The organism is Kitasatospora sp. NPDC002522, assembly GCF_053595195.1.
This window is the reverse complement of the sequence record NZ_JBSFXE010000002.1, coordinates 241884-267137: the sequence shown is the minus strand read 5'-3', so window position 1 is coordinate 267137 and position 25254 is coordinate 241884. Positions and strand designations below refer to the sequence as shown.

The 25254-nt window shown below is 72.3% G+C and carries 21 protein-coding genes; 3 read left to right on the top strand and 18 right to left on the bottom strand.

Going from position 1 to position 25254, the window contains the following annotated elements:
- Positions 1-427 precede the first annotated feature (427 nt).
- The gene (gene ileS / locus ACWD4U_RS02875) at positions 428-3559 is read left to right on the top strand and encodes an isoleucine--tRNA ligase (protein ID WP_363449811.1); all 3132 of its coding nucleotides are present in this window, start codon (positions 428-430) and stop codon (positions 3557-3559) included.
- A 185-nt stretch (positions 3560-3744) separates the two neighbouring features.
- On the opposite strand, the gene ACWD4U_RS02870 is transcribed toward ileS, so the two are convergent.
- The 18 genes from ACWD4U_RS02870 to rsmH form a co-directional block, all read right to left on the bottom strand.
- Positions 3745-5046, bottom strand: a complete 1302-nt coding sequence (locus ACWD4U_RS02870) for a DivIVA domain-containing protein (RefSeq protein WP_363449809.1) — start codon at positions 5044-5046, stop codon at positions 3745-3747.
- A gap of 48 nt (positions 5047-5094) precedes the next feature.
- Positions 5095-5385 (bottom strand): YggT family protein, encoded by a 291-nt coding sequence (locus tag ACWD4U_RS02865; RefSeq protein WP_033216891.1) that lies wholly within the window; start codon positions 5383-5385, stop codon positions 5095-5097.
- Between the two features lie 77 nt (positions 5386-5462).
- On the bottom strand, positions 5463-6077 hold the full coding sequence (locus tag ACWD4U_RS02860) for a cell division protein SepF (RefSeq protein ID WP_363449807.1): 615 nt from the start codon (positions 6075-6077) through the stop codon (positions 5463-5465).
- 196 nt (positions 6078-6273) lie between these two features.
- Positions 6274-7062: a YggS family pyridoxal phosphate-dependent enzyme gene (locus tag ACWD4U_RS02855; RefSeq protein ID WP_363449805.1), complete on the bottom strand. Its 789-nt coding sequence runs from the start codon at positions 7060-7062 to the stop codon at positions 6274-6276.
- Positions 7059-7793 (bottom strand): peptidoglycan editing factor PgeF, encoded by a 735-nt coding sequence (gene pgeF, locus ACWD4U_RS02850; RefSeq protein ID WP_363449803.1) that lies wholly within the window; start codon positions 7791-7793, stop codon positions 7059-7061. Before pgeF ends, ACWD4U_RS02855 begins: the two co-directional genes overlap by 4 nt.
- Positions 7790-8989: a cell division protein FtsZ gene (ftsZ, locus tag ACWD4U_RS02845; protein ID WP_363449801.1), complete on the bottom strand. Its 1200-nt coding sequence runs from the start codon at positions 8987-8989 to the stop codon at positions 7790-7792. Before ftsZ ends, pgeF begins: the two co-directional genes overlap by 4 nt.
- A gap of 241 nt (positions 8990-9230) precedes the next feature.
- Positions 9231-9572, bottom strand: coding sequence for a zinc ribbon domain-containing protein (locus ACWD4U_RS02840; protein WP_363449799.1), 342 nt, complete (start codon positions 9570-9572; stop codon positions 9231-9233).
- Positions 9553-10437: an RNA-guided endonuclease InsQ/TnpB family protein gene (locus ACWD4U_RS02835; RefSeq protein ID WP_363449797.1), complete on the bottom strand. Its 885-nt coding sequence runs from the start codon at positions 10435-10437 to the stop codon at positions 9553-9555. The genes ACWD4U_RS02840 and ACWD4U_RS02835 overlap by 20 nt, the downstream gene beginning before the upstream one ends.
- A gap of 100 nt (positions 10438-10537) precedes the next feature.
- The gene (locus tag ACWD4U_RS02830) at positions 10538-11308 is read right to left on the bottom strand and encodes a cell division protein FtsQ/DivIB (protein ID WP_363449795.1); all 771 of its coding nucleotides are present in this window, start codon (positions 11306-11308) and stop codon (positions 10538-10540) included.
- Positions 11301-12407 carry an undecaprenyldiphospho-muramoylpentapeptide beta-N-acetylglucosaminyltransferase gene (gene murG / locus ACWD4U_RS02825; RefSeq protein ID WP_363449792.1) on the bottom strand — a complete coding sequence of 369 codons (1107 nt, stop codon included), beginning with the start codon at positions 12405-12407 and terminating at the stop codon, positions 11301-11303. The genes ACWD4U_RS02830 and murG overlap by 8 nt, the downstream gene beginning before the upstream one ends.
- 5 nt (positions 12408-12412) lie before the next feature.
- Positions 12413-13750 (bottom strand): putative lipid II flippase FtsW, encoded by a 1338-nt coding sequence (gene ftsW, locus ACWD4U_RS02820; RefSeq protein ID WP_449787080.1) that lies wholly within the window; start codon positions 13748-13750, stop codon positions 12413-12415.
- A gap of 115 nt (positions 13751-13865) precedes the next feature.
- Complete coding sequence (murD, locus tag ACWD4U_RS02815; RefSeq protein ID WP_363449790.1) at positions 13866-15290, bottom strand: UDP-N-acetylmuramoyl-L-alanine--D-glutamate ligase; 1425 nt, start codon at positions 15288-15290, stop codon at positions 13866-13868.
- Positions 15287-16348 (bottom strand): phospho-N-acetylmuramoyl-pentapeptide-transferase, encoded by a 1062-nt coding sequence (gene mraY / locus ACWD4U_RS02810; protein WP_363449788.1) that lies wholly within the window; start codon positions 16346-16348, stop codon positions 15287-15289. The genes murD and mraY overlap by 4 nt, the downstream gene beginning before the upstream one ends.
- Positions 16345-17748, bottom strand: a complete 1404-nt coding sequence (locus tag ACWD4U_RS02805) for a UDP-N-acetylmuramoyl-tripeptide--D-alanyl-D-alanine ligase (RefSeq protein WP_363449786.1) — start codon at positions 17746-17748, stop codon at positions 16345-16347. The genes mraY and ACWD4U_RS02805 overlap by 4 nt, the downstream gene beginning before the upstream one ends.
- Positions 17745-19394: a UDP-N-acetylmuramoyl-L-alanyl-D-glutamate--2,6-diaminopimelate ligase gene (locus ACWD4U_RS02800; RefSeq protein ID WP_449787079.1), complete on the bottom strand. Its 1650-nt coding sequence runs from the start codon at positions 19392-19394 to the stop codon at positions 17745-17747. Before ACWD4U_RS02800 ends, ACWD4U_RS02805 begins: the two co-directional genes overlap by 4 nt.
- A 1-nt stretch (position 19395) precedes the next feature.
- The gene (locus tag ACWD4U_RS02795) at positions 19396-21492 is read right to left on the bottom strand and encodes a peptidoglycan D,D-transpeptidase FtsI family protein (RefSeq protein ID WP_363449782.1); all 2097 of its coding nucleotides are present in this window, start codon (positions 21490-21492) and stop codon (positions 19396-19398) included.
- Positions 21489-21962, bottom strand: a complete 474-nt coding sequence (locus tag ACWD4U_RS02790; protein WP_363449780.1) for a cell division protein FtsL — start codon at positions 21960-21962, stop codon at positions 21489-21491. Before ACWD4U_RS02790 ends, ACWD4U_RS02795 begins: the two co-directional genes overlap by 4 nt.
- Before the next feature lie 128 nt (positions 21963-22090).
- Positions 22091-23059: a 16S rRNA (cytosine(1402)-N(4))-methyltransferase RsmH gene (gene rsmH / locus ACWD4U_RS02785; RefSeq protein ID WP_363449778.1), complete on the bottom strand. Its 969-nt coding sequence runs from the start codon at positions 23057-23059 to the stop codon at positions 22091-22093.
- Between the two features lie 500 nt (positions 23060-23559).
- On the opposite strand from rsmH, the gene ACWD4U_RS02780 reads away from it, so the two are divergent.
- Positions 23560-24081, top strand: a complete 522-nt coding sequence (locus ACWD4U_RS02780) for a beta-class carbonic anhydrase (RefSeq protein ID WP_363449776.1) — start codon at positions 23560-23562, stop codon at positions 24079-24081.
- 224 nt (positions 24082-24305) lie between these two features.
- Entirely contained in the window at positions 24306-25253 is a 948-nt protein-coding gene (locus ACWD4U_RS02775; RefSeq protein ID WP_363449838.1) for an AAA family ATPase, read from the top strand.
- Position 25254 lies beyond the last annotated feature (1 nt).

Genomic DNA, 25254 nt, shown 5'->3' with positions numbered 1-25254 from the left:
CCACAACGGGACATACCGAAGCGTTTCGCCGATCCCACCCGCGCAGCCGCCGGTCGCGGAAACGCTGCCCAAGTTGTGCCCAGATCGTCATCGGCTAACCACCCGGGCCACCGGCTCGCGGGTGCGCGAATCGGCTTGCCGGGGCCGATACACTGTGCATTGCAAGGCGCAGATGGGACGAGTACCGACGTACGCAGCCATGAGCGACCCGGGGACGGTGCGAGCCCGGGGGTGTGCGCGGCGGGAAGATCACCCCGGAGCCGCCGGAAGAACGGCCCTGGTCAGGGCCTACTAGACCCGGCAGCAAAACCCAAAGAGAGGGCCACGGCAACGCGCGCGGCCAAGGAGGGTGGTACCGCGGGACGGCCAGCCGTCTCGTCCCTCCGTCGGAGCCAGTCCACGCATCCGCCGGAGGTTGACGCCCGCCATGTCGCCCACCTACAACGCCGTCCCCGCGCAGGTCGACCTGCCGGTGCTCGAACACCAGATCCTGAGCTTCTGGCAGGACCAGAAGGTCTTCCAGCGCAGCCTGGAGCAGTCCGAGGGCCGCCCCGAGTGGGTGTTCTACGAGGGCCCGCCCACCGCCAACGGCATGCCCGGCGCGCACCACATCGAGGCCCGCGTCTTCAAGGACGTCTTCCCGCGCTACCGCACCATGAAGGGCTACCACGTGGCCCGCAAGGCCGGCTGGGACTGCCACGGCCTGCCGGTGGAGCTCGCGGTCGAGAAGGAGCTGGGCTTCTCCGGCAAGCCGGAGATCGAGAAGTACGGCATCGCCGAGTTCAACGCCAAGTGCCGCGAGTCGGTGACCCGGCACACCGACGCGTTCGCCGAACTGACCCGGCGGATGGGCTACTGGGTCGACCTCGACGAGGCGTACCGCACCATGGACCCGTCCTACATCGAGTCGGTCTGGTGGTCGCTCCAGCAGATCTTCGACAAGGGCCTGCTGGTCCAGGACCACCGGGTCGCCCCGTGGTGCCCGCGCTGCGGCACCGGCCTGTCCGACCACGAGCTGGCCCAGGGCTACGAGACCGTGGTCGACCCCTCGGTGTACGTGCGCTTCCCGCTCACCTCCGGCCCGCTGGCCGGCACCGCCGCCCTGCTGGTGTGGACCACCACCCCGTGGACCCTGGTCTCCAACACCGCCGCCGCCGTCCACCCCGAGGTGACCTACGTGGTCGCCACCGACGGCAACGAGCGCCTGGTGGTCGCCGAGCCGCTGGTCGCCAAGGCCCTCGGCGAGGGCTGGGAGACCACCGGCGAGTCCTTCACCGGCGCCGAGATGGAGCGCTGGCACTACCGGCGCCCCTTCGACCTGGTCGAGATCCCGGACGCCCACTACGTGCTGACCGCCGACTACGTCACCACCGAGGACGGCACCGGCATCGTCCACCAGTCGCCCGCCTTCGGCGCCGACGACCTCGCGACCTGCCGCCGCTACGACCTGCCGGTGGTCAACCCGGTGGAGACCGACGGCACCTTCGCCGCCGACGTCCCGCTGGTCGGCGGGGTGTTCTTCAAGAAGGCCGACGAGACCCTGGTCGCCGACCTGGCGGCCCGCGGCCTGCTGTTCCGTCACCTCCCGTACGAGCACAGCTACCCGCACTGCTGGCGCTGCCACACCGCGCTGCTCTACTACGCGCAGCCGTCCTGGTACATCCGGACCACCGCCGTCAAGGACGCGATGATCCGCGAGAACGAGGCGACCAACTGGTTCCCCGACACGGTCAAGCACGGCCGCTTCGGCGACTGGCTGAACAACAACATCGACTGGGCGCTCTCCCGCAACCGCTACTGGGGCACCCCGCTGCCGATCTGGCGCTGCGCGGACGACCACCTGACCTGCGTCGGCTCGCTCGCCCAGCTCTCCGAGCTGACCGGCACCGACCAGTCCGGCCTGGACCCGCACCGCCCGTACATCGACGAGGTCACCTTCCCCTGCCCGCAGTGCTCCACCACCGCGGTCCGGGTGCCCGAGGTGATCGACGCCTGGTACGACTCGGGCTCGATGCCGTTCGCGCAGTACGGCTACCCGTACCGCAACAAGGAGCTGTTCGAGCAGCGCTACCCGGCGCAGTTCATCTCCGAGGCGATCGACCAGACCCGCGGCTGGTTCTACACGCTGATGGCCGTCGGCACCCTGGTGTTCGACAAGAACTCCTACGAGAACGTCGTCTGCCTCGGCCACATCCTGGCCGAGGACGGCCGCAAGATGTCCAAGCACCTGGGCAACATCCTGCAGCCGATCCCGCTGATGGACCAGCACGGCGCCGACGCGGTGCGCTGGTTCATGGCCGCGGGCGGCTCCCCCTGGTCGGCCCGCCGGGTCGGCCACGGGACCATCCAGGAGGTGGTCCGCAAGACCCTCCTCACCTACTGGAACACCGTCGCCTTCCAGGCCCTGTACGCCCGCACCGCCGGCTGGGCCCCCTCCGCGGCCGACCCGGCCCCGGCAGAGCGCCCGCAGCTCGACCGCTGGGTGCTGTCCGAACTGCACACCCTGGTCCGGGAGGTGGACGCCGCCTACGAGGCGTACGACACCCAGCGGGCCGGCAAGCTGCTCTCCGGCTTCGTCGACGACCTGTCCAACTGGTACGTCCGCCGCGGCCGCCGCCGCTTCTGGCAGGGCGACGCCGCCGCGCTCGCCACCCTGCACGAGGCGCTGGAGACCGTCACCCGGCTGATGGCCCCGCTCACCCCGTTCATCACCGAGCGGGTCTGGCAGGACCTGGTCGTCCCGGTCGCCCCGGACGCGCCGGTCTCGGTCCACCTCAGCAGCTGGCCGGTCGCCGACGAGTCGCTGATCGACACCGAGCTGTCCAAGCACATGGCGCTGGTCCGACGCCTGGTCGAGCTCGGCCGGGCCACCCGCGCCGAGTCCGGGGTGAAGACCCGTCAGCCGCTGTCCCGCGCGCTGATCGCCGCCCAGGGCTGGGAGGAGCTCCCGGCCGACCTGCGCGCCCAGATCGCCGAGGAGCTCAACGTCTCGGTCCTGGAGTCGCTCGCCGAGGTCGGCGGTTCGCTGGTCGACACCTCCGCCAAGGCCAACTTCCGGGCCCTCGGCAAGCGCTTCGGCAAGGGCGTCCAGGACGTCGCCAAGGCCGTCGCCGCCGCCGACGCGGCGCGGCTCGCCGCGGAGCTGCGCGCCTCCGGCGGGACCGCGGTCGAACTCGACGGCGAGACGATCACCCTCTCCCCCGACGAGGTGATCATCACCGAGACCCCGCGCGAGGGTTGGGCCGTCGCCAACGAGTCCGGCGCCACCGTCGCCCTCGACCTGGCGATCACCCCCGAGCTCAAGCGGCTCGGCATCGTCCGCGACGCGATCCGCCAGATCCAGGAGGCCCGGAAGAACTCCGGCCTCGACGTCGCCGACCGCATCCACCTCCAACTCGCCACCACCGACGAGGAAACCCGCGAGGCCCTCACCGAGCACCAGTCCCTGGTCGCCACCGAGGTCCTCGCCGAATCCCTTACCCTCACCATCACCGACCCCGACGCCCCCCGCTTCACCGACGAGAACCTGGCCCTGGACTTCACCCTCCGCAAGGCCTGACCGGCCAGGCAAGGGCCAACGCTGCGTGCCGAATCCCCGCGCCCCGTCAGGGGCGCGGGGGGTACCTCCCGGCCCCCCTTGGGGCTGGGGGCGGAACTGCGCGAGCAACCGACCGCAGACAGCAAAGATCCGCCCGGCGAGGGGAGTTCCCCTCCTCGGGCGGATCTTTCGCGTGTGCCGAACGGCTAGTTGTCGCCGTCCTCGTCGATCAGGAACCCTCGCATCGGCGCGGGAGCCTGCTGCATCGGCTGCGGGGGCTGCGGGCGCACCGCGGCCATCGGCTGGGTCATGCCCGCCGGGGCCATCGCGCCGTTGCCCGCCGAGGGCCCGCCGAAGGACGGGGCGCCGGACGAGGTGCCGAACGACGAGCCGCCGAAGGACTGGTTGCCGCCGAAGGACGGGCTGGAGCCGAAGGACGGCGCCGAGCTCATCGCACCGGCACCCGCGGGGGCCATCGACGAGGCCGCCGGGGGCAGCGACGCGGTGGCGGGGATCCGCGGCGGAGCGAGCGAGTCGTCCGCCTGGGACTCCAACTGGCGCAGCTGGGTCTCCAGGTAGGACTTGAGCCGCGTCCGGTACTCGCGCTCGAAGGCGCGCAGGTCCTCGACCTTGCGCTCCAGCGTGGCGCGGGCGGACTCCAGCGAGCCCATCGCGACGCGGTGCTTCTCCTGGGCGTCCCGCTCCAGGGCGTCGGCCTTGGCGCGGGCGTCCCGCTCCAGGCCCTCGGCGCGGCTGCGGGCCTCGCCGACGATCTTGTTGGCCTCGGAACGGGCCTCGGAGATCGCCTGGTCGGCGGTCTGCTGGGCGAGCGCGAGGACACGCGCGGCGCTGTCGCCACCGGGGGCCTGCTGCTGCATCGGGGCGCCCATCGGACCGCCCATCGGGCCGCCCATGGGAGCGAGCTGCTGCCCGCCCATGGTCTGACCCATCTGCTGCTGCATCGGGTTGCCCATCGGCTGCAGCATCTGGCCGCCCATCGGCTGGACCAGCTGCTGCTGGCCGCCCATGGTCTGACCCATCTGCTGCTGCATCGGGTTGCCCATCGGACCGCCCATCGGGCCGCCCTGGCCGGCGGGCAGCTGCGGCGCGCCGGACGGCAGGCCGAGGGGCTGGTTGCCCATGCCCTGCTGGTTGCCCATGCCCTGCTGGGGGCCGCCGAGTTGCTGCGGGCCGCCGAGCTGCTGCGGACCGGGGCCCTGCTGCTGGCCGGGCACCGGCGGGCCGGATATGGCGGCGGGCACCGGGGCGCCGGGACGGCCGGCGTCCTGCGGAGCCTGCTGCTCCTTGCGCATGTTGGCCTGGTTCTGCGCCGCGGCACGGGTGGCCGCGGCGAGCTTGGCGCGCAGGTCCTCGTTCTCGCGCAGCAGGCGAGTCAGCTCGGCTTCGACCTCGTCGAGGAAGGCATCGACCTCGTCCTCGTCATAGCCTTCGCGCAGCCGGACGGTCGTGAACTGCTTGTTCCGAACGTCCTCGGGGGTCAATGGCATCTCTTCACCTCAACGTGATCGTCGGCACACCGGCATCCTGTCGCATCGTCAGAACGACAGGCGCTGCACGAGCGAGATCAGGACATACACAATGATCATCAGTACGAAGAAGGACAGGTCGAGCGCCACGCCCCCGAGACGCAACGGCGGGATGAAACGCCGAAGAAGCTTGAGTGGCGGATCCGTGACAGTGTACGTGGCCTCCAGCACCACGACCATGGCCTTTCCAGGACGCCACGAGCGGGCGAACTGGAAGACCCAGTCCATCACCAACCTGAAGAGCAGGATCAGCAGGAACACGGTCAGCACCCAGTAGAGCACCGAACCGAAGATCCCCATCGCGTTTTCCCTCTCCCAGGCCGACGGTCCGTCAGTGACGCACTGTCAATTGATCCACACAGAAAGTCGTGGCCGGGTCAGCTCTGGTTGAAGAACCCACCCTCGGCGATCCGAGCCTTGTCCTCCGCCGTGACATCGACGTTAGCAGGCGACAGCAGGAACACCTTCTGTGTCACGCGCTCGATACTGCCGTGCAGACCGAAGACCAGTCCAGCCGCGAAGTCTACGAGCCGCTTCGCGTCCGTGTCGTCCATCTCGGTCAAATTCATGATCACAGGAGTGCCGCCACGGAACTGTTCCCCGATGGTACGGGCCTCGTTGTAGGTCCTCGGGTGCAGCGTGGTGATGCGGTAGGGCTCTCGTTCGTTCACTACCTTGGGCATGATCACCGGGGCGCTCTTCTCCAGGTTGCGGTGGCGGTCGGGTGTGATGGAGGACACGGGCGCCATCCGCGGCGGGTCCTGCCGGATCGGCACCGCGGCGGGCACCGGCTGGGGCGCGATCTGCGCCACCGGCGCCGCCTGGGCGGCGGGCGCCGGCTGGGGCGCGGCCCGGAGGTCCTCGGTCCGTCCGGTGCGGATCGGCTCGGGGTCCGTGTCGTAGTCGTCGTCGGGGTCGTACCCCTGGCCGTCGTAGGTCTCGTCCTCGACGAGGCCGAGATAGACCGCCATCTTGCGCATCGCGCCGGCCATGCCTCTGTCTCCTCCGCTCATGCGCCCACCGTGTCGCCCTGCGGAGCCCGTGATCCTCTTACGGCCGGTCAGGCCGACGGTCCGTCAGACCGCGGAGGTGTGCGCTCGGATGCGATCCACGGTTTACCTGCAGACTGATCATCTGCTAGGTTCTGTCCTATTTTGTCCTGCAGTCTGATCTACTTACTCGGTGACGTTACCCGAGGGGTGACCGCACTCCGAGCACCGCCGTTCCGACGCGTACATGTGTCGCTCCTGCGGCGATCGCCTGCTCCAAGTCCCCACTCATCCCTGCCGAAACCATCGTGGCAGTCGGATGGGCCGCGCGTACGGCGCTTGCGATTTCCGCGAGGCGTGCGAAGGCGCGCGCGGGGTCGTCCGCGAGCGGGCCCACCAGCGGTGCGACCGTCATCACACCGTCCAGGCGCAGCCCGGGCGTGTCGGCGATCCGGTCGGCCAGGGCGGCCACGTCGGCGGGGGCGACGCCCGCGCGGTGCTCGCCCTCCCCCGACTCCTTGTCGAGGGCGACCTGCACCAGGCAGCCGAGCGGCGGGCGTTCGGCGGCGCGGACGGCGGCGGCCAGCGAGTCGACCAGCCGGTCGCGGTCCACCGAGTGCACGACGTCCGAGTAGCGGACCACCGAGCGGGCCTTGTTGGTCTGCAGCTGACCGACGAAGTGCCAGCTGAGCGGGAGTTCGACGCAGCGCTCGGCCTTGGGGGCGGCGTCCTGGTCGCGGTTCTCCGCCACGTCGGTGACGCCGAGTCCGGCCAGCAGGGCGGTGTCCTCGGCGGGGTAGGTCTTGGTCACCACGATCAGGGTGACCTCCTCGCGGGGGCGGCCCGCCGCGGCGCAGGCGTCGGCGATCCGGCGCTCGACCACGTCGAGGCTGGCGCCCAGCTGCTCGTAGCGGGCGCGCTGAGCCTCCGTCAGGGCAGCCGGGAAGTCGGAGCGGCCCGGGAACGGACCGAAGATGTCGTTCGTCATGAGTGTGAGGGCCCCAGCCAGACGTAGCTCGCGAGTCGTCCGGTCCGCTGCTCGCGGCGGTAGGAGTAGTGGTCGGCGGACTCGAGGGTGCAGACGGTCGATCGCACCACATCCTGCACGCCCGCCGCGGCGAGCTGCGCGGCGACCCCCGCCGGGACGTCCAGCGCGGGGGTGCCCCACGAGGTCTCGGCCCAGGCGGCCGGGACGAGTTCGGCGACCTCGGCGCGCATCGCGGCGGGCACCTCGTAGCAGCGGCCGCAGACCGCGGGGCCGGTGGCGGCGGTGATCCGCTCGGGCCGGGCGCCGAGTTCCACCATCGCGGTGACCACCGCGGGGACCACCCCGGCGGCGAGGCCGGGCCGGCCGGCGTGCGCGGCGCCGGCGATGCCGGCCACCGGGTCGGCCAGCAGCACCGGGGTGCAGTCGGCGGTCAGCACGGCGAGCGCCAGCGGGCGGTCGGTGACCACCGCGTCCACGGTGGGGGCCTGGCCGTCCGGCTGGCGCTCCGTCACCACGGCGACCTCGGCGCCGTGCACCTGGTTCATCCACACCACGTCGGCCGGGTCGAGGCCCAGCTCGCGGGCGGTGAGGAAACGGTTCTGCATGACGGCTTCGGGTGAGTCCCCGACCGCGCCGCCGAGGTTGAGCTCCCCGTACGGCGCGGTGCTCACCCCGCCCCACCGGGTGGTGAAGGCGAAGTGAGCACCGTTGCGCAGCGAGCTGTCGATCACTTCAAGAAGTCCGGCACGTCGAGCTCCTCCGCGGGGCTCTCGACGTACGGCTGACGGACCGGCTGGACCTGCGGCGGCACCGGCGAGGCGGTGGCGGTCACCGGGGACTCGCTCGGCCGGGACGGCTCGTCGGAGCGGGTGACCGAGCCGATGGTGCCGTACGACGGGCGGCCGAGCGGACGCTCCGGGGTGGCCGGCGGGTTGGTCGAGGCCGACTTCACCACCGGCTCGCGGACGATCGCCGGCGGCTGGCCGCCGTCGAAGCCGGCCGCGATCACGGTGACCCGGACCTCGTCGCCGAGCGCGTCGTCGATGACCGCGCCGAAGATGATGTTGGCTTCGGGGTGGGCCGCCTCGGAGACCAGCTGGGCCGCCTCGTTGATCTCGAACAGGCCGAGGTCCGAGCCGCCGGAGATGGAGAGCAGCACGCCGCGGGCGCCGTCGATCGAGGCCTCCAGCAGCGGCGAGGAGATCGCCATCACGGCGGCCGCCTTGGCCCGGTCCTCGCCGCGCGCGGAGCCGATGCCCATGAGCGCGGAACCGGCGTCCGACATCACCGACTTGACGTCGGCGAAGTCCAGGTTGATCAGGCCGGGGGTGGTGATCAGGTCGGTGATGCCCTGCACACCGGAGAGCAGCACCTGGTCGGCGGAGCGGAAGGCGTCCAGCACCGAGACCTGGCGGTCGGAGATCGACAGCAGTCGGTCGTTCGGGATGACGATCAGGGTGTCGACCTGCTCGCGCAGGGAGGCGATGCCGTCCTCGGCCTGGTTGGCCCGGCGGCGGCCCTCGAAGGTGAACGGACGGGTGACCACGCCGATGGTCAGGGCGCCGAGCGAACGGGCGATGTTGGCCACCACGGGCGCGCCGCCGGTGCCGGTGCCACCGCCCTCGCCGGCGGTCACGAAGACCATGTCGGCCCCCTTGAGGACCTCCTCGATCTCCTCGCGGTGGTCCTCGGCGGCCTTCCGGCCGACCTCGGGGTTGGCGCCGGCGCCGAGGCCGCGGGTCAGTTCACGGCCGACGTCGAGCTTCACGTCGGCGTCGCTCATCAGCAGCGCCTGGGCGTCGGTGTTGATCGCGATGAACTCGACGCCCTTGAGCCCGACCTCGATCATCCGGTTGATGGCGTTGACGCCGCCTCCGCCGATGCCGACGACCTTGATGACCGCGAGGTAATTCTGGGGTGCTGCCACGTCGGGGCCTCTCGCCTCGAATTTCCGGGTCGGCTCCCCTGGATGCGAAGGCCGACGGATGTCGATGGGTGGGAAGCGCGTGCGACTCCAACCCGAACCCTAAACTTGAGGTTGAGGGTTATAACTGTGCCGATGTCACTTCGGTGTCGAGCACAGCCTCATGACACAGGACAGTAGGTCGCAACCAGCGCGTGATTCAACGAACACGCCGAGCTTCCCTTTTTCTTTTGAGCCTATGTGATCATCGACCCTCCGGTGAAACCGGGGTGACCACCAAGGGTCGGACCGGAGCCGCGACTCCGTCAATACCGCCCCCCGGCTTAGAACTTACCGGTTGACTTCCTCCCCGCGCCAAAGGACGGGGATTCCGGCCGCGCGTTCCGCGCGGGGTCAGCCCCGCGCGTGGAACCGTAGCCGACGGTTGGCGCTTCACGGACCGGCCGATGCCGAGGTCTCCACGCCCTGACACCGCATGCCCTGCGGCGTTGAGGATGTTCTTCGCCGCGTTCACATCGGCATGGTCCCGGTGCCCGCAGGCCGTGCACACGAAGACCGCTTGGCTCTCACGGTTCTTCGGGTCCACGTGCCCGCAGTCCGAGCAGGTCTGCGACGTGTACGCGGGATCGACCAGCACCACTTCCGACCGTACCGGCCGCGCTCGCGGTCATGTCCCTGATCCGGAGGTTCTCGAGGACCACGACGGCGTTGCGGGTCGCCAGTTCGGCAGCGGTGCGAGCGCAGAAGTCGGCGCGGCGGTCGTGGACCCGGCCGGTGATGGCGTTGACCTTCGCCCGTACCGCCCGGCGGCGGTTGCTGCCGCGCTCGCAGCGCGCGAGCTGCTGCTGCAATCGGCGCAGCCTGGTCGCCTCGCCCGGCGTGACGTACGCGCGATCGTGGAAGACGCCGCCGCTGGTGGTCGCGGCGACCTTCGCACCCCGGTCCACCCCGACCGACGTGAAGGGCATCGCATGCTCCTCGGGCGTGACCCTTCCGTCGTCGACCAGGAAGGAGACGTACCAGTGACCCCCCTGGCGGCTGACCGTCGCCGAGCGAACCTCGCCACCGAGCGGGCGTGACCAGCGGAACCGGACCCACCCGAGCTTCGGCAGCTTCGCCCGGCCCCACTTCCGTCCCAGCCGTTCGACCACGATGAGGTTCCCGGCGGGAAATCGGAAGGACGGCGACCAGCGGGCCGAGGAACGCCACCTGACCTTGAACGTGCCGCGCTCCCGGCACGCCCGGTCCAGGTCCCGGAGGGTCTGCTGCAGCACGTGCGACGGGGCGTCCTTCAGCCACGGGAACTCTCGCTTGGCATCTGCCGGCTCGGCGGCCTGCGGCACGTAGTTCATCCACCCGCCGCGCCGCCGGTACTCCCGGCGCCGCTCCAGCGCGGTGTTCCACACCGCTCGGCAGATGGCGCCGAAGGTCTCGCACAACCCGGCTTGCACCGCATCGAGTTCAAGCCGATACCGGCGGCCGCACAGCATGGGAACACCCTCTCCGATCGCTGGTGGTCACCGTAGTACGGGCCACCGACGCCGAAGTGGATCAACCCGACACGGCCGGGGCATCCGGCGCACTCACGTCGTAATTGGCGGCTTTCTGCCCGAGCAGCGCGGTCAGCACCCGCGCCTTCCGGTCCGTCAGCTCGGCGCTGCCCCAGCGGATCGTGGCGCCGGAGGCGAGTTGGAGGCGGATGTCGTCGTAGGAGTAGACCGTGAGCGAACCGGCCTGCTTGGCCACCTCGGCGGGGAGGCCGGCGGCGACGGTGATCGCCGCGCGGATCAGTGTCGACTTGTCGATCACGCCCAGCGCGTCGGTCGCCGGGCGGCCCAACTGGAGGGCCACCACCGGGACTCCGGGCGGGGGCTGTGGTTCGTTGGCGAACTCCACGCCCTGTGCGTCGACCTGGGTGAAGCGGCCGTCGTCGCCGCGGATCGCCGCCACCGGCCGGCGCTCCACCACCTTGATCCGCAGGGTGTGCGGCCAGCCGCGCCACACCTCGGCCCGGGCCACCCGCGGGACCTTCGCCACCTCGGCCCGGGCGGCGTCGAGGTCCACCCGGGCCAGCGGCCCGGCGGCGGTGCCGCCGAGCGCGTCGCGGACCTGGTCCTGGCTCAACTGCCCGCTGTCCAGGCCCTGGACGGCCACCCGGCGGACGTCCAGCGCGGAGGAGAAGAACACCGTCCAGCCGAGCGCGCCGACCACCAGCGCGCCCAGCGCGACCAGGACCAGCACCCCGCGCCGGGAGAGCCGGAGCCGGGGAGCCCGCGGCTCCCCGAACTCGTCCTCCTCGTCGAGCGGGTCCGGCTCAGCCACGGCGGCGGCCGCCGCGGGCTGCCTCGACCGCCTCGTACACCATCTGCACCAGCAGCTCGTCCGCGTCCCGGCGGCCGAACTCGGCGGCGGAGCGCGACATCTCCCACAGCCGCGCCGGGTCGGTGAGCACCGGCAGCACGTTCTTCAGCACCCAGTCCGGGGTCAGCTCGGCGTCGTCCACCAGCAGGCCGCCGCCCGCCTTGACCATCGGCTGGGCGTTCAGCCGCTGCTCGCCGTTGCCGATCGGCAGCGGCACGAACGCGGCCGGCAGGCCCACCGCGGCCAGCTCCGCCACCGTCATCGCGCCGGCCCGGCACAGCATCATGTCGGCCGCCGCGTACGCCAGGTCCATCCGGTCCAGGTACGGCAGCGCCCGGTACGGCGGCATGCCCGGGATGTCGTCGATCGCCGGCAGCTCGTTCTTCGGGCCGACCGCGTGCAGGATCTGCACCCCGTACTGCTGCAGCCGCGGCGCGATCGCCTGCACCGTCTCGTTCAGGCGGCGGGCGCCCTGCGAGCCGCCGGAGACCAGCAGGGTGGGCAGCCGCTGGTCCAGCCCGAAGTAGTGCCGCGCCTCCGGGCGCACCGCGCCGCGGTCCAGGGTGGCGATGGTGCGGCGCAGCGGGATGCCGATGTAGCGGGAGTCGCGCAGCTTGGAGTCCGGGGTGGAGACCGCCACGAAGTCGCTGTACCGGGCGCCGATCTTGTTCGCCAGGCCGGGGCGGGCGTTCGCCTCGTGCACCACGATCGGCACCCCGACCCGCTTGGCCGCCAGGTACGCGGGCATCGCCACGTAGCCGCCGAAGCCGACCACCACGTCGGCCTTGGTCCGCTCGATCACGTCCTGCGCGGCGCGCACCGTGCCGCGCAGTCGGCCCGGGACGGTGATCAGTTCGGGGGTGGGCTTGCGGGGCAGCGGCACCGCGGGGATCAGCGCCAGGTCGTAGCCGCGCTCCGGGACCAGCCGGGTCTCCAGGCCGCGCTCGGTGCCGAGGGCGGTGATCCCGACCGACGGGTCGTGCCTGCGCAGCGCGTCCGCGAGCGCCATGGCCGGCTCGATGTGACCGGCGGTACCGCCGCCGGCGAGTACGACATGCACGAGATTCACCGCTCCCTGCGCGGCGGCCGGGCGGCCTTGCGCACTGTGGTTTTACGTCCTGGCAGCACCCGGGCCAGGACGGGCCTGAGCCGGGAGTTCGAGGTCCGGGCGGCCAACGCCGCCTTGGCGGCCGGCGTGCTGCGCGCGAAGCACAGCAGCAGCCCGACCGCGCACATGGCCGACAGCATCGCCGACCCGCCGTACGAGAACAACGGCAGCGGGACGCCCGCGATGGGCAGGAGTCCCAGCGCCGACCCCAGGTTGACCACGGCCTGCGCCATGATCCACGTGGTGGCCGCGCCCGCCGCGTACCGCACGAACGGGTCCTTGGTGCCGAGGGCCACTCGGATACCCGCGTAGCCTAGTGCCGCGAAGAGACCGAGCACCGACAGCGTCCCCACCAGACCGAGCTCCTCGCCGGTCGCCGCGAAGATGAAGTCGGTGTGCGCCTCCGGAAGTTGTCCCCACTTCTCGACGCCCGCGCCGAGGCCCGAGCCGAACGGCCCGCCGGCGGCCAGCGCGTACAGGCCGTGCAGCGCCTGGAAGCAGTCCAGATTGGGGTCGGGCTTGGTGACGCCGACGCAGGCAAGCCGGCCCAGCCGGTGCGGGACGGTGATGATCAGCGCGGTGCAGGCGACCACCGCGATGCCCAGCGTCGCCGCGAACAGCCGCAGCGGGGCGCCGACCATCCACAGCAGGCCGAACAGCATGGCGATCAGCACCATGGTGGTGCCCATGTCGCCGCCGATCATGATCAGCATCATCAGCACCACGGTGCCCGGGACCAGCGGGATCAGCAGGTGCTTCCACTGGTCGAGCATGTGGGTGCGCTGCTTGCGGGCGAGCAGGTCGGCGGCCCACAGCAGCAGGGCCAGCTTGGCGAACTCGGACGGCTGGATCTGGAAGAAGCCCAGGCTGATCCAGTTCCGGTTGCCGTTGATCCGCACCCCGATGCCCGGGATGGTGACCAGCACCAGGGCCCCGACCACGCCGAACAGCAGCGGGTAGACGGCCGCCCGCAGCGCCTTCACCGGGGCGCGGGCCAGCAGGATCGCCAGCACCGCGCCGAGCAGCAGGGCGATCAGCTGCTTGCGGAAGAAGAAGGTGATCGGCAGGCCGAACTCGACCACCGCGTTCTGCGAGGCCGAGAAGACCATCACCAGGCCGAGCACCACCAGCAGCAGCGAGGACCCGAGGATCAGGTAATAGGGCGTCAGCGGACGGTCCCTCAGATCCGCGAGCCGCTCCCGGGTGGCCCGCAGCCGGGCCAGCGGGCCCGCCGACTTGAAGGTGGTCGTGGTCGCCGAGATCAGCCGCAACGGCTGCTTCTCGCTGGTGGGCACGACGTTCCTCCTTCGGGAAACCGCTGGGGCGCGTGCAACTGGCCCCCGTCGGCGCGATCTTACGGACGTGCGCCTTCCGCCCCGCGCAGTTCCCGCGCCCCTGACGGGGCTCTCCCTACAGCGCCTTGACCGCGGCGGCGAACATGTCCCCGCGCTCACCGTAGTTGGTGAACATGTCCATCGAGGCGCAGGCCGGGGCGAGCAGGACGGTGTCGCCGGGCTTCGCGGCGGCGGCCGCCGCGCGGACGATCTCGGTCATCGCCTCGGCGCCAGTCTGGCCCGGGGCGGGCTCGAACACCGGGACCTCCGGGGCGTGTCGCGCCAGCGCCTCGCGGATCAGCTCGCGGTCCTGCCCGATCAGCACCGCGGCGCGCAGCCGGGCGGCGGCGCCGAGCACGAGTTCGTCGAAGGTCGCGCCCTTGGCGAGGCCGCCGGCGATCCACACCACGGGCTGGTAGGCGGCCAGCGAGGCGGCGGCGGCGTGGGTGTTGGTGGCCTTGGAGTCGTCGATGTAGGTGACCGAGTCGACCTCGGCGACGTGTGCGATCCGGTGGGCGTCCGGTCGGAAGGCGCGCAGGCCGTCGCGGACCGCCTTGGCGTCGACGCCGTAGGCGCGCGCGAGGGCGGCGGCGGCCAGCGCGTTGGCGATGTTGTGCGGGGCCGGCGGGTGGACGTCGGAGACGGCGCCGATCTCGGCGGCGCTGCGGTCGCGGTCGGGGATGAAGGCCCGGTCGACCAGCAGGCCGTCGACCACGCCGAGGTTGGAGACCGCGGGGGCGTCCAGGCCGAAGCCGACGGCGCGGCAGCCCTCTTCGACGTCGGCCTCGCGGACCAGGTCCTCGGTGACCGGGTCTGCCAGGTTGTACACGCAGGCGACCTGGTTGCCCTGGTAGATCCGGCCCTTGTCGGCGGCGTAGGCCTCCATCGAGCCGTGCCAGTCGAGGTGGTCGGGCGCCAGGTTGAGGACGGCCGCGGAGTGCACCCGCAGCGAGGGCGCCCAGTGCAGCTGGTAGCTGGAGAGTTCGACGGCGAGGACGTCGTACGGTTCCTCGGCGAGGACGGCGTCCAGCACCGAGACGCCGACGTTGCCGACGGCTGCGGTGCGCTTGCCGGCGGCGGTGAGGATGGACGCCAGCATCTGGACGGTGGTGGTCTTGCCGTTGGTGCCGGTGACGGCGAGCCAGGGCGCCGGCTCGCCGGTGGCGGGGTGCGGCGTGCGCAGCCGCCAGGCGAGTTCGACGTCGCCCCAGATCGGCACGTCCGCCAGGGTGGCCTCGGTGAACAGCGGGCTCTCGGGGGCCCAGCCGGGCGAGGTGACGACCAGTCGGGTGCCCTCGGGCAGCGTCTCGCCGTCGCCGAGCCGGACGGTGATGCCGAGTTCGGCGAGGTCGGCGGCCTTGGCCCGCAGTCCGGGGCCGTCACCGCCGTCCACCACCGTGACCTGTGCCCCGAGTCGGCGCAGGACGCGGGCGGCGCTGATCCCGGAGAGGCCGAGTCCGGCGACCACGACCGGCAGTCCGGCCCACTCGGGGTTGTTCATCCGGTCACCCATCCCGCGTAGAAGAGTCCGAGGCCCACGGCGACGCACAGGCCCTGGATGATCCAGAACCGGACCACGATCAGGACCTCGCTCCAGCCGACCAGTTCGAAGTGGTGCTGGAGTGGCGCCATCTTGAAAACGCGCTTGCCGGTCATCCGGAACGAGCCGACCTGGATGATCACCGAAAGGGTGATGATCACGAACAGGCCGCCGAGGATGGCGAGCAGCAGCTCGGTGCGGGAGACGATGGCGAGGCCGGCCAGGGCGCCGCCGAGGGCGAGCGAGCCGGTGTCGCCCATGAAGATCTTGGCGGGTGAGGTGTTCCACCACAGGAAGCCGAAGCAGGAGCCCATCAGGGCGGCGGCGACCACCGCGAGGTCCAGCGGGTCGCGGACGTCGTAGCAGCTGGCGGTGGCCTTGATCGCGTAGGCGCAGTTCTGGCTGTGCTCCCACAGGCCGATGAAGGTGTACGCGCCGAAGACCATCACGGAGGCGCCGGTGGCCAGGCCGTCCAGACCGTCCGTCAGGTTCACGCCGTTCGACATCGCGGCGATCATGAAGTAGGCGAAGATGACGAACAGCACGGGGCCGACCGACCACCGGAAGTCCTGCACGAAGGACAGGTGGGTGGAGGCCGGGGTCAGGCCGCGGCTGTCGCTGAACTGCAGGGCCAGGACGGCGAAGGCGAGGGCGACGAAGGACTGGCCGAGCAGCTTCGCCTTGGCCCGCAGGCCGAGCGAGCGGCGCTTGACCACCTTGATGTAGTCGTCCAGGAAGCCGACCAGGCCCATACCCGCGGTCAGGAACAGCACCAGCAGGCCGGAGGCGGTGGGCGACTCGCCCGTTATCGCCTTGGTGGCGAAGTAGGCGATCAGTGAGGCCAGGATGAAGGCGATGCCGCCCATGGTGGGCGTGCCCTTCTTGCTGTGGTGCGCCTTCGGGCCGTCGTCGCGGATGTACTGGCCGTAGCCGTGCCGGGCGAGCAGCTTGATCAGGGCGGGGGTGCCGAGCAGGGTCAGCACCAGGCCGATCATGCCGGAGAAGAGGATCTGCTTCACTTCGCGGCACCGTCCGCGAGCAGTGCCTCGGCGACCTTCTCCAGACCCACCGAACGGGACGCCTTCACCAGGACCACGTCCCCCGGCCGCACCTGACTGCGCAGCAGCTCGATCGCCGCGTCCGCGTCGGACACCAGCACCGACTCCTCACCCCACGAACCTTCGTTCCTCGCGCCCAGTTCCATCCGGGCCGCCTCGCGTCCGCCGACCGCCACCAGCTTGGTGATGTCGAGCCGGACGGCGAGCCGTCCGATGGTGTCGTGCTCGTCGAGGCTGTCCTCGCCGAGCTCCCGCATCTCGCCGAGCACCGCCCAGGTGCGGCGGCGCTCCGGGCCCCTGCCGGCCATCGTCGCGAGGGCCCGCAGCGCGGCCCGCATGGACTCCGGGTTCGCGTTGTAGGCGTCGTTGACGACGGTCAGGCCATCGGCCCGGTCGACCACCTCCATGCGCCAGCGGGACAGCGCACCCGCCTCGCTGAGTGCTTCGGCGACGCGGTCGACGGGCATCCCGAGCTCCACCGCCACCGCGGCGGCGGCGAGGGCGTTCGAGACGTGGTGCTCACCGTACAGGCGCAGCTGCACGGCTGCGGAACCGGCCGGGGTGCTGAGCGTGAACTGTGGCCGTCCGGTGGCGTCCAGGCGAACATCCGTGGCGCGGACGTGTGCGTCCGGGGACTCGCCGAACAGCACCACGCGGGCCCGGGTGCGGCTGCTCATGGCGCGCACCAGCGGGTCGTCGGCGTTCAGCACGGCCACGCCGTCGGCCGAAAGCGCCTCCACCATCTCGCCCTTGGCCTCGGCGATGCCCTCCTTGGAGCCGAACTCGCCGAGGTGCGCGGTGCCGATGTTGAGGACCACGCCGACGGTGGGCGGGGTGATGCCGGTGAGGTACTCGATGTCGCCCTTGTGCCGGGCGCCCATCTCCATCACCAGGTGACGGGTGGTCGGGGCGATCCGAAGGGCCGTCAGCGGGTGGCCGATCTCGTTGTTGTGCGAGCCGGCCGGGAAGACCGTCTCGCCGTGCATGGTGAGCAGCTGGCCGATCAGGTCCTTGGTGGAGGTCTTGCCGGCCGAGCCGGTGAGCGCCACGATCCGGACGTCGGTGGCGCGGGCCACCACGGCGCGGGCGAGCCGGCCGAGGGCCACCACCACGTCGTCGACCAGGATCGCGGGCACGCCGACCGGGCGGGTGGCGAGCACCGCGACGGCGCCGTCGGCGACCGCCCGGCCCGCGAAGTCGTGGCCGTCGACGCGCTCGCCGAGGACGCAGACGAACAGCCCGCCGGGCTCGATCCGCCGGTTGTCGGTGACCACCGGACCGGTGATCAGCGCCGCCGGGTCGGCGCCGTCCAGGGTGCCGCCGACGGCCTGGGCCGCCTCGGCCAGGGTCAGAGCGATCATCGGTCTGCCTCCGTCATGAGCTGCTCGATGGCGACCCGCAGCACCTCGCGGTCGTCGAACGGGCGGACCTCGCCCTTCACGTACTGGCCGAGCTCGTGGCCCTTGCCGGCCACCAGGACGGTGTCGCCGGCGTGCGCCCGGGCCACCGCCAGGGCGATCGCCTCGGCCCGGTCCGGGACGGCGAGCACCTCGCCGCGCTCGGCCTCCGGCACCTCGGCGGCGCCGGACAGCATGGTGGCGAGGATCGCCAGCGGGTCCTCCGAGCGCGGGTTGTCGCTGGTCAGGACCGCGGTGTCGGCGAGCCGGGCGGCGATCGCGCCCATCGGCCCGCGCTTGTACGGGTCGCGGTCGCCGCCGCAGCCGACCACCACGTGCACCTTGCCCTTGGTGACCTCGCGCAGCGAGGCGAGCACCGCGCTGAGCGCGTCCGGCTTGTGCGCGTAGTCGACCACCGCGACGTACGCCTGCCCGGCGTCGACCTTCTCCAGCCGGCCCGGCACGCCCGGGACGCGGGCCAGCCCGGCGACCGCCGCGTCCAGGTCGATGCCGGCGGTGACCAGTGCGGTGATCGCGCCGAGCGCGTTGGCGACGTTGAACGGGCCGGGCAGCGGCACCGAGGCGTCGGCCTGCTCGCCGTTCGGGCCGACCACCCGGAAGGTGGAGCCGGCCGGGCCGAGCTGCACGTCCACCGCGCGCCAGTCGGCGGCGGGGTCTCCGGCGGCGGAGAAGGTGGTCATCGGGATCGGCGCCTCGGCGGCGAGCCGCCGGCCGTAGGAGTCGTCGCGGTTGGCGACGCCGCGGCGGGCCTTGCCCTCCTGGAAGAGCCGGGCCTTGGCCCGGTAGTAGTCCTCCATGTCGGGGTGGAAGTCGAGGTGTTCCGGCGTCAGGTTGTTGAACAGCGCGACGTCGTAGACCACCCCGTCGGTGCGGCCGTACACCAGCGCGTGGCTGGACACCTCCATCACCACCGAGTCCGCGCCGGCCTCCCGCATGACGCCGAGCACCGCGTGCAGGTCGGTCGCCTCGGGGGTGGTGCGCTCGGACTTGATCCGCTCGTCGCCGACCCGCATCTCCACGGTGCCGATCACGCCGGGCAGCCGGCCGGCCCCGCGCAGGCCGCCCTCCACCAGGTAGGAGGTGGTGGTCTTGCCGTTGGTGCCGGTCAGACCGATCATCAGCAGGCTCTCGCTGGGCGACCCGTAGACCGCGGCGGCCAGTTCGCCCATCACCTCGCGCGGGCTCGCCACCACCAGCAGCGGCACCCCCGCGTCGGCGGCCAGCTCGGCGCCGGCCCGGTCGGTGAGCACCGCGACCGCGCCGGCCGCCGCCGCCTGCGCGGCGAACGCCGCGCCGTGGTGGTTGGCGCCGGGGAAGGCCACGTACACGTCGCCGGGCCGCACCGCCCGGGAGTCGTGGGTGACACCGGTGACGTCGGGGCCGTCGAGCGGGGCCAGTCCGAGCAGCCGGGCCGCCTCGGCGAGGGGCAGCGCCGTGGCACGGCTGGGGCGGGGCGGACTCGCGGAGGTTTGATCGGGTTTCGGCACGGCCGGAAGGCTATCGGCCGGACGCCCCCCGGAGCCAAACCGGGTCTGGTCGGCCGTGACGCTGCTCATAGTGCGCTCGGGGCGCCGGGGGGTCTCGCTCATCTCAGGGCTTCCACTCGACGGGCAGGTTCGGCGCCTCGCTTCCGCTCGGCGGGACCTGGAGGGTCTTCAGGGCGAACTCCATCACCTGCTTGAAGACGGGCCCGCACAGCTGCCCGCCGAAGTGCCCGTTGACCGGGTCCTGGATGACGCACGAGACGGTCACCCGGGGCTGGTCGGCGGGCGCGAAGCCGATGAAGGAGGCGGTGTACCCGGAGTACTTGCCGGTCTTCGGGTCCACCCGGTTGGCGGTGCCGGTCTTGCCGGCCACCCGGTAGCCCGGGATCTGCGCCTTGTTGCCGGTGCCCTGCTCGTCGGTGACGACGGACTCCAGCATCTCGGTCAGCGTCCTGGCGGTCTGCTGCGTCACCACCCTGGTCTGCGCGCCCGCCGGGGCGGGGCTGAACCGGCCGTCCGGCCCGGTGGTCCCGGCCAGCAGGCTCGGGGCCACCCGCACCCCGCCGTTGGCGATGGTGGAGAACACGGACGTGGCCTGCAGCGCGTTCACCGACAGGCCCTGGCCGAACGGGATGGTGTACTGCTGCGAGCCGCTCCAGTCCTCCGGCTTGGCCAGGATGCCGCGGGTCTCGCCGGGGAAGCCGAGGCCGGTGGGCTTGCCGATGCCGAAGCGGTCCAGGTACCCGGCGAGCACCTTGTTGGCCGCCGGCTGGTTCGGCCCGAGGTGCTCGGCGGCCTCGATGGTGCCGATGTTGGAGGACTTGGCGAGCACGCCGGTCAGCGTCAGGTACCAGGTCTCGTGGTCGACGTCGTCGTGGAAGACCCGGTCGGCGCGCTGCAGCGTGTTCGGCACCGTGACGTGGGTGTCCGCGCTCGCCGCGCCGGTGTCCAGCACCGCGGCCATGGTCATCAACTTGGCGGTGGAGCCCGGCTCGTAGGCGTCCTGGACGGCCGCGTTGCCGAGCTGGTCGGCGCGGGCCGAGGAGAGGTCGTTGGGGTTGAAGCCGGGCGAGGTGGCCATCGCCAGCACCTGACCGGTCCTCACGTCCTGGACGATCACGTAGCCCTTCTCCGCGCCGGCGTTGGCCACCTGGTCGGTGATCGCCCGCTGGGCCGCCCACTGGATGTCCGGGTTGACGGTCAGGCGCAGGTCGGAGCCGGGCACCGGGTCCTGCCGGCTGCCGCCCGCGGTGGGCACCCGGCGGCCGCCCGCCGAGGCGTAGGTGGAGTGGCCCTCCTGCCCGGACAGCTGCTGCTGGTACTGCAGTTCCAGACCGCCGGTGCCCACGCCGTCGGCGTTGACGAAGCCGACCAGGTTGGCGGCCAGCCCCTCGGCCGGGTAGCTGCGCCGGGTGGACTGGTCCCAGAACACCCCGGCCAGCGGGGTGGCGCAGGACGGGTCCAGGAACTGCCGGCCGCCCTTGTCGGCGGGCTTGCCGAGCAGCAGCCGCTGGCCGCGGCAGGTCGCGGTGTCGGACTGCTTGAGCAGCGTCGCCTTCAGGTCGCTGATCTGGTTCTTGGCCGCCGGGCTCTGCCGGGCCGTCAGCAGCGCGTACTGGCTCTTCGGGTTCTTGGGGTTGAGGTGCAGCGCGGCGGCCAGCTTCTCCTTCGGCTGGTTCAGGATCGGCGCGAGCAGCGCGGCGGCCTGCTCGGGCGCGTCCGGCAGGTGGCTGGCCTCGGGGGTGAACATGGTCGGGTCGGCGGTGATGTCGTACGCGTCGACGCTGGCGGCGAGCACCGTGCCGTCGGCGGCGGTGATCGAGCCGCGCTCGGCGGGCAGCGTGACCCGGACGTACTTGTTGGCGCCCGCGGCGGCGGCCAGCGCGTCGGAGTCCAGCAGCTGCAGCTGCACCAGCCGCCCGGCGAAGATCGCGAAGACCAGCAGCAGACAGACCGTCACCAGCCGCAGCCGGCGCCGGGAGTCGGCCAGCCGGATGGTCTTCGGGCCGCTCGCCGGTCGGCGGGCGGGTGCGGGCCGCCGGCCCGGGCGGGCGTCCGGCCGGGGCCGGCCGGAGGGGCGCGGCCGGGCCGGGCGCGGCGGGCCGTCGGCGGAGCGGCGCGGCTCGCCGACCCGGCGGCGCGCGTCCGGGCGACCGGACGGGGAGCGGCGGGGACGGGGGGCGTCGGCGGGCGGGCGGGTCATCGCGCCGCCCCGGGCGACGGGCTGCCCGACGGCGAACCGAACGGGCTGCCGGACGCGACGGCGGGCGGCGCCGGGGCGAGTTCGACGCCCGGGTCGGCGGGTGTGGCGCCCGGCGCGGGCGAGGCGCCGGGCCGCTGCCAGGGCTCGTTGCCGGAGCGCGGCACCGGCGGGCTGTCCTCGGCGGCCTTGGCCTTGCCGTCGACCTTGCCGTCGGGGGCGAGGAAGGCCGGGTCGCCGCCGGGGACCATGCCGAGTTCACGGGCCTTGCGCTCCAGCGCGTCGGGCGCGGACTGCTGGTAGATCTGCTGCTGCAGGGTCTGCTGCTGGTCGGTGGCCTCGGTGGTCTGCTTCTTCAGCCTGGCGAGGGTGAACGAGCCTTCGTTGAGCGCGGTGTTGAGCATCAGCAGGCCGACCAGCCCGCCCGAGAGCAGCGCCACCACCAGCACCGCGAACGGGGTGCGACCCCGCATCGAGCGCGCCCCGGGACGGACGGTGATCCGTGCCCTGCCCCCCTGCCCGGGGAGGCTCCCCCGGGTCCGCTCGCCGGCCACCGGCACCGCTCCACTCCCCTTCACTCCGCGTCTCCCCCGGCGGCTGGCTACCTCCGGGTCTCCCTGATCCTCTCCGCCACGCGCAGCCGTACGGGCGCGGCGCGCCGGTTCTCCTCGATCTCCTCCTCGGTGGCCAGTTCGGCACCGCGGGTGAGCAGCTTCAGCCAGGGCTGGTGCTCCTCGGGGATCACCGGCAGGCCCGGCGGGGCGGTCGAGGTGGCGCCGGCCTGGAGGTACTGCTTGACCAGCCGGTCCTCCAGCGACTGATAGGACATCACGACGATCCGGCCGCCCATCGCGAGGGTGCCCAGCGCGCCGGGAATGGCCCGGTCCAGCACCTCCAGCTCGCCGTTGACCTCGATCCGCAGCGCCTGGAAGGTCCGCTTGGCAGGGTTGCCGCCGGTGCGCCGGGTCGCCGCCGGGATGGCGTTGCGCACCAACTCGACCAGACGCGCGCTGGTGGTGAACGGTTCCCGCTCGCGTTCCCGGAGGATCGCCGAGGCGATCTTCCCGGCGAACCGCTCCTCGCCGTAGAACTTCAGGATCCGGGCCAGCTCGCCGTGGCTGTAGGTGTTGAGCACCTCGGCGGCGGAGATCCCGCGGGTCTGGTCCATCCGCATGTCCAGCGGCGCGTCCTGGGCGTAGGCGAAGCCGCGGTCGGCCTCGTCCAACTGCATCGAGGAGACGCCGAGGTCGAACAGCACGCCGTGCACCTCGGGGATTCCCAACTCGTCGAGCACCCGCGGGATCTCGTCGTAGACGGCGTGCACCAGGGTGGCCCGGTCGCCGAACCGGGCGAGCCGCTCGGCGGAGAGCTTCAGCGCCTGCGGGTCGCGGTCCACGGCGATCAGCCGGACCTCGGGGAAGCGGGTCAGCAGCGCCTCGCTGTGGCCGCCGAGGCCGAGGGTGGCGTCCACCACCACCGCGCCGGGGGCGGAGATCGCCGGAGCCAGCGCGTCCAGGCAGCGCTCCAGCATCACCGGGACGTGCCGGGGGGCCGGGCTGTCGGTACTCATACGGGGGTGGGGCCCTTCTAGCGGTGCGGTGTGGCCGGGCCATTCTCCCGCACCCGGGCGGTCCGGCCGCACGCCGCCCGTGGTCCCCGCCCGCTCGCCTGGGGAAGGAGCGACCGCCCGGCACCGGGGAAGGTGCGCCAGGTGGTCACGGAGCGGGTGGAGGCCGCGAGGTGCGTACGGGCCGGACCGGCCCGCCGCGGAGCCCGGCGCCCGCCCGCGTGAGCGGTGCCGTCCGCCGTGCTCCACTGCGCCGCCAGCCTATCGCCCACGCCCCGCCAGTCAACGTTCCGCGAGGGGGCACCACCCGGGCGGAGGTATCGGTTCCCGCAGGTCGGGCCCATGATCGCGGTGCCGGCCCGGGCGGGGCGCAGCGGACCGGGCGCGCCGGACGAACCGGGGCGAAGCGGACCGATGCGGCGGGCCCGGTCCGGCGGTGGGGTGCGTCACAGCCGCGCGCGGACCCGTCCCCCGCGGCGGCGCCGCCCGATACCGTCGACGCCATGCCTTCGACCGAGGACCAGCAGCCGGCCGCCGCGACCGTCACCGACCGGTTCGTCGTCGCCAACCGGACCTACGCCGAGACCTTCCAGGACCGCGGCATGGACGCCCGGCCCGTCCAGCACGTCGCCGTGGTCGCCTGCATGGACGCCCGGCTCGACCTGTTCGCCGCGCTCGGCCTGGAGCTCGGCGACGCCCACATCATCCGCAACGCCGGCGGCGTGGTCACCGACGACACGATCCGCTCGCTGACCATCAGTCAGCGCGCCCTCGGCACCCGCTCGGTGGTGCTGATCCACCACACCGGCTGCGGCCTGCTCGGCCTCACCGAGGACTTCCGCCGCGAGCTGGAGCTGGAGGTCGGCCAGCGCCCGCAGTGGGCGGTGGAGTCCTTCGTCGACCTGGACGGCGACGTCCGCCAGTCCATGCAGCGGGTACGCACCTCGCCGTTCCTGCCGCACACCGACGACGTACGGGGCTTCGTCTTCGACGTCCACACCGGACTACTGCGCGAGATCGACTGAGGCGAACGGCCGGCCCCACAAACCGGGACACCCTACGCGTGTCGCCCGGCCGGGTGACTTCCGGCCGTCCGACAGGGAAGAATGCGCCAGGTATTCGGGGTGGGCCGGGCTCGAACCAGCCGCCCGGCGGAAGAGCACGTGGGAGCGAACGGGTGACGACCATCAACGGGCAGGGCTCGGAACAGGCACAGCCGGGCCGCTACGAGCGCCGCGAGGCGACCGGACTGGCGGAGCTGACGGCGGTCGCGGACCGGGTCCGGGCGTCCGTCGAGAGCGTGATCGAGGGGAAGCCGGAGGCCGTCCGGATCGCGCTGACGGTGCTGCTCGCCGAGGGCCACCTGCTGCTGGAGGACGTGCCGGGCGTCGGCAAGACCATGCTGGCCAAGGCACTGGCCCGGTCGGTCGACTGCACGGTCCGCCGGATCCAGTTCACCCCGGACCTGCTGCCCTCCGACGTCACCGGCACCAACGTCTTCGACCAGCACCAGCGGGACTTCGAGTTCCGGCCCGGCGCGATCTTCGCGCAGATCGTGGTCGGCGACGAGATCAACCGGGCCTCGCCGAAGACCCAGTCCGCGCTGCTGGAGTCGATGGAGGAGCGCCAGGTCACCATCGACGGCACCACCCACGAACTGCCCTCGCCGTTCATGGTCATCGCCACCCAGAACCCGGTCGAGATGGAGGGCACCTACGCCCTGCCGGAGGCCCAGCGGGACCGCTTCATGGCCCGCGTCTCGATCGGCTACCCCAGCGCCGACGCCGAGTTCGCCATGCTCGACCTGCACTCGGCCGCCAACCCGCTGGACGACCTGCAGCCGGTCGCGCATGCCGCCGACCTGCTCAAGCTGATCGACCTGGTGAAGACCGTCTACGTCTCCGACCCGGTCCGCCGCTACGCCGTCGACCTGGTCGCCGCCACCCGCACCTCCCCCGAGCTGCGGCTCGGCGCCTCCCCCCGGGCCACCCTGCACCTGGTCCGCGCGGCCCGCGCGCACGCCGCCCTGGAGGGCCGCGACTACGTGCTGCCGGACGACATCCAGACCCTCGCCGTCCCGGTGCTCGCCCACCGTCTGCTGCCCACCTCGGAGACCCAGCTGAGCCGCCGCACCGCCGAGCAGGTCGTGCTCGACCTGGTGGCCCGACTGCCGATCCCGCGTCCGCAGGGCCGCTGAG

Coding starts and splice junctions, on each gene's coding strand:
- ACWD4U_RS02805 (WP_363449786.1), bottom strand. CDS start 17,748: ATGATCGCTCTGACCCTGGCCGAGGCGGCCCAGGCCGTCGGCGGCACC.
- ACWD4U_RS02780 (WP_363449776.1), top strand. CDS start 23,560: ATGCCTTCGACCGAGGACCAGCAGCCGGCCGCCGCGACCGTCACCGAC.
- rsmH (WP_363449778.1), bottom strand. CDS start 23,059: ATGAGTACCGACAGCCCGGCCCCCCGGCACGTCCCGGTGATGCTGGAG.
- ACWD4U_RS02790 (WP_363449780.1), bottom strand. CDS start 21,962: ATGCGGGGTCGCACCCCGTTCGCGGTGCTGGTGGTGGCGCTGCTCTCG.
- murD (WP_363449790.1), bottom strand. CDS start 15,290: ATGAACAACCCCGAGTGGGCCGGACTGCCGGTCGTGGTCGCCGGACTC.
- ACWD4U_RS02860 (WP_363449807.1), bottom strand. CDS start 6,077: ATGGCCGGCGCGATGCGCAAGATGGCGGTCTATCTCGGCCTCGTCGAG.
- ACWD4U_RS02795 (WP_363449782.1), bottom strand. CDS start 21,492: ATGACCCGCCCGCCCGCCGACGCCCCCCGTCCCCGCCGCTCCCCGTCC.
- ileS (WP_363449811.1), top strand. CDS start 428: ATGTCGCCCACCTACAACGCCGTCCCCGCGCAGGTCGACCTGCCGGTG.
- ACWD4U_RS02870 (WP_363449809.1), bottom strand. CDS start 5,046: ATGCCATTGACCCCCGAGGACGTTCGGAACAAGCAGTTCACGACCGTC.
- ACWD4U_RS02855 (WP_363449805.1), bottom strand. CDS start 7,062: ATGACGAACGACATCTTCGGTCCGTTCCCGGGCCGCTCCGACTTCCCG.
- ACWD4U_RS02800 (WP_449787079.1), bottom strand. CDS start 19,394: ATGAGCGAGACCCCCCGGCGCCCCGAGCGCACTATGAGCAGCGTCACG.
- ACWD4U_RS02865 (WP_033216891.1), bottom strand. CDS start 5,385: ATGGGGATCTTCGGTTCGGTGCTCTACTGGGTGCTGACCGTGTTCCTG.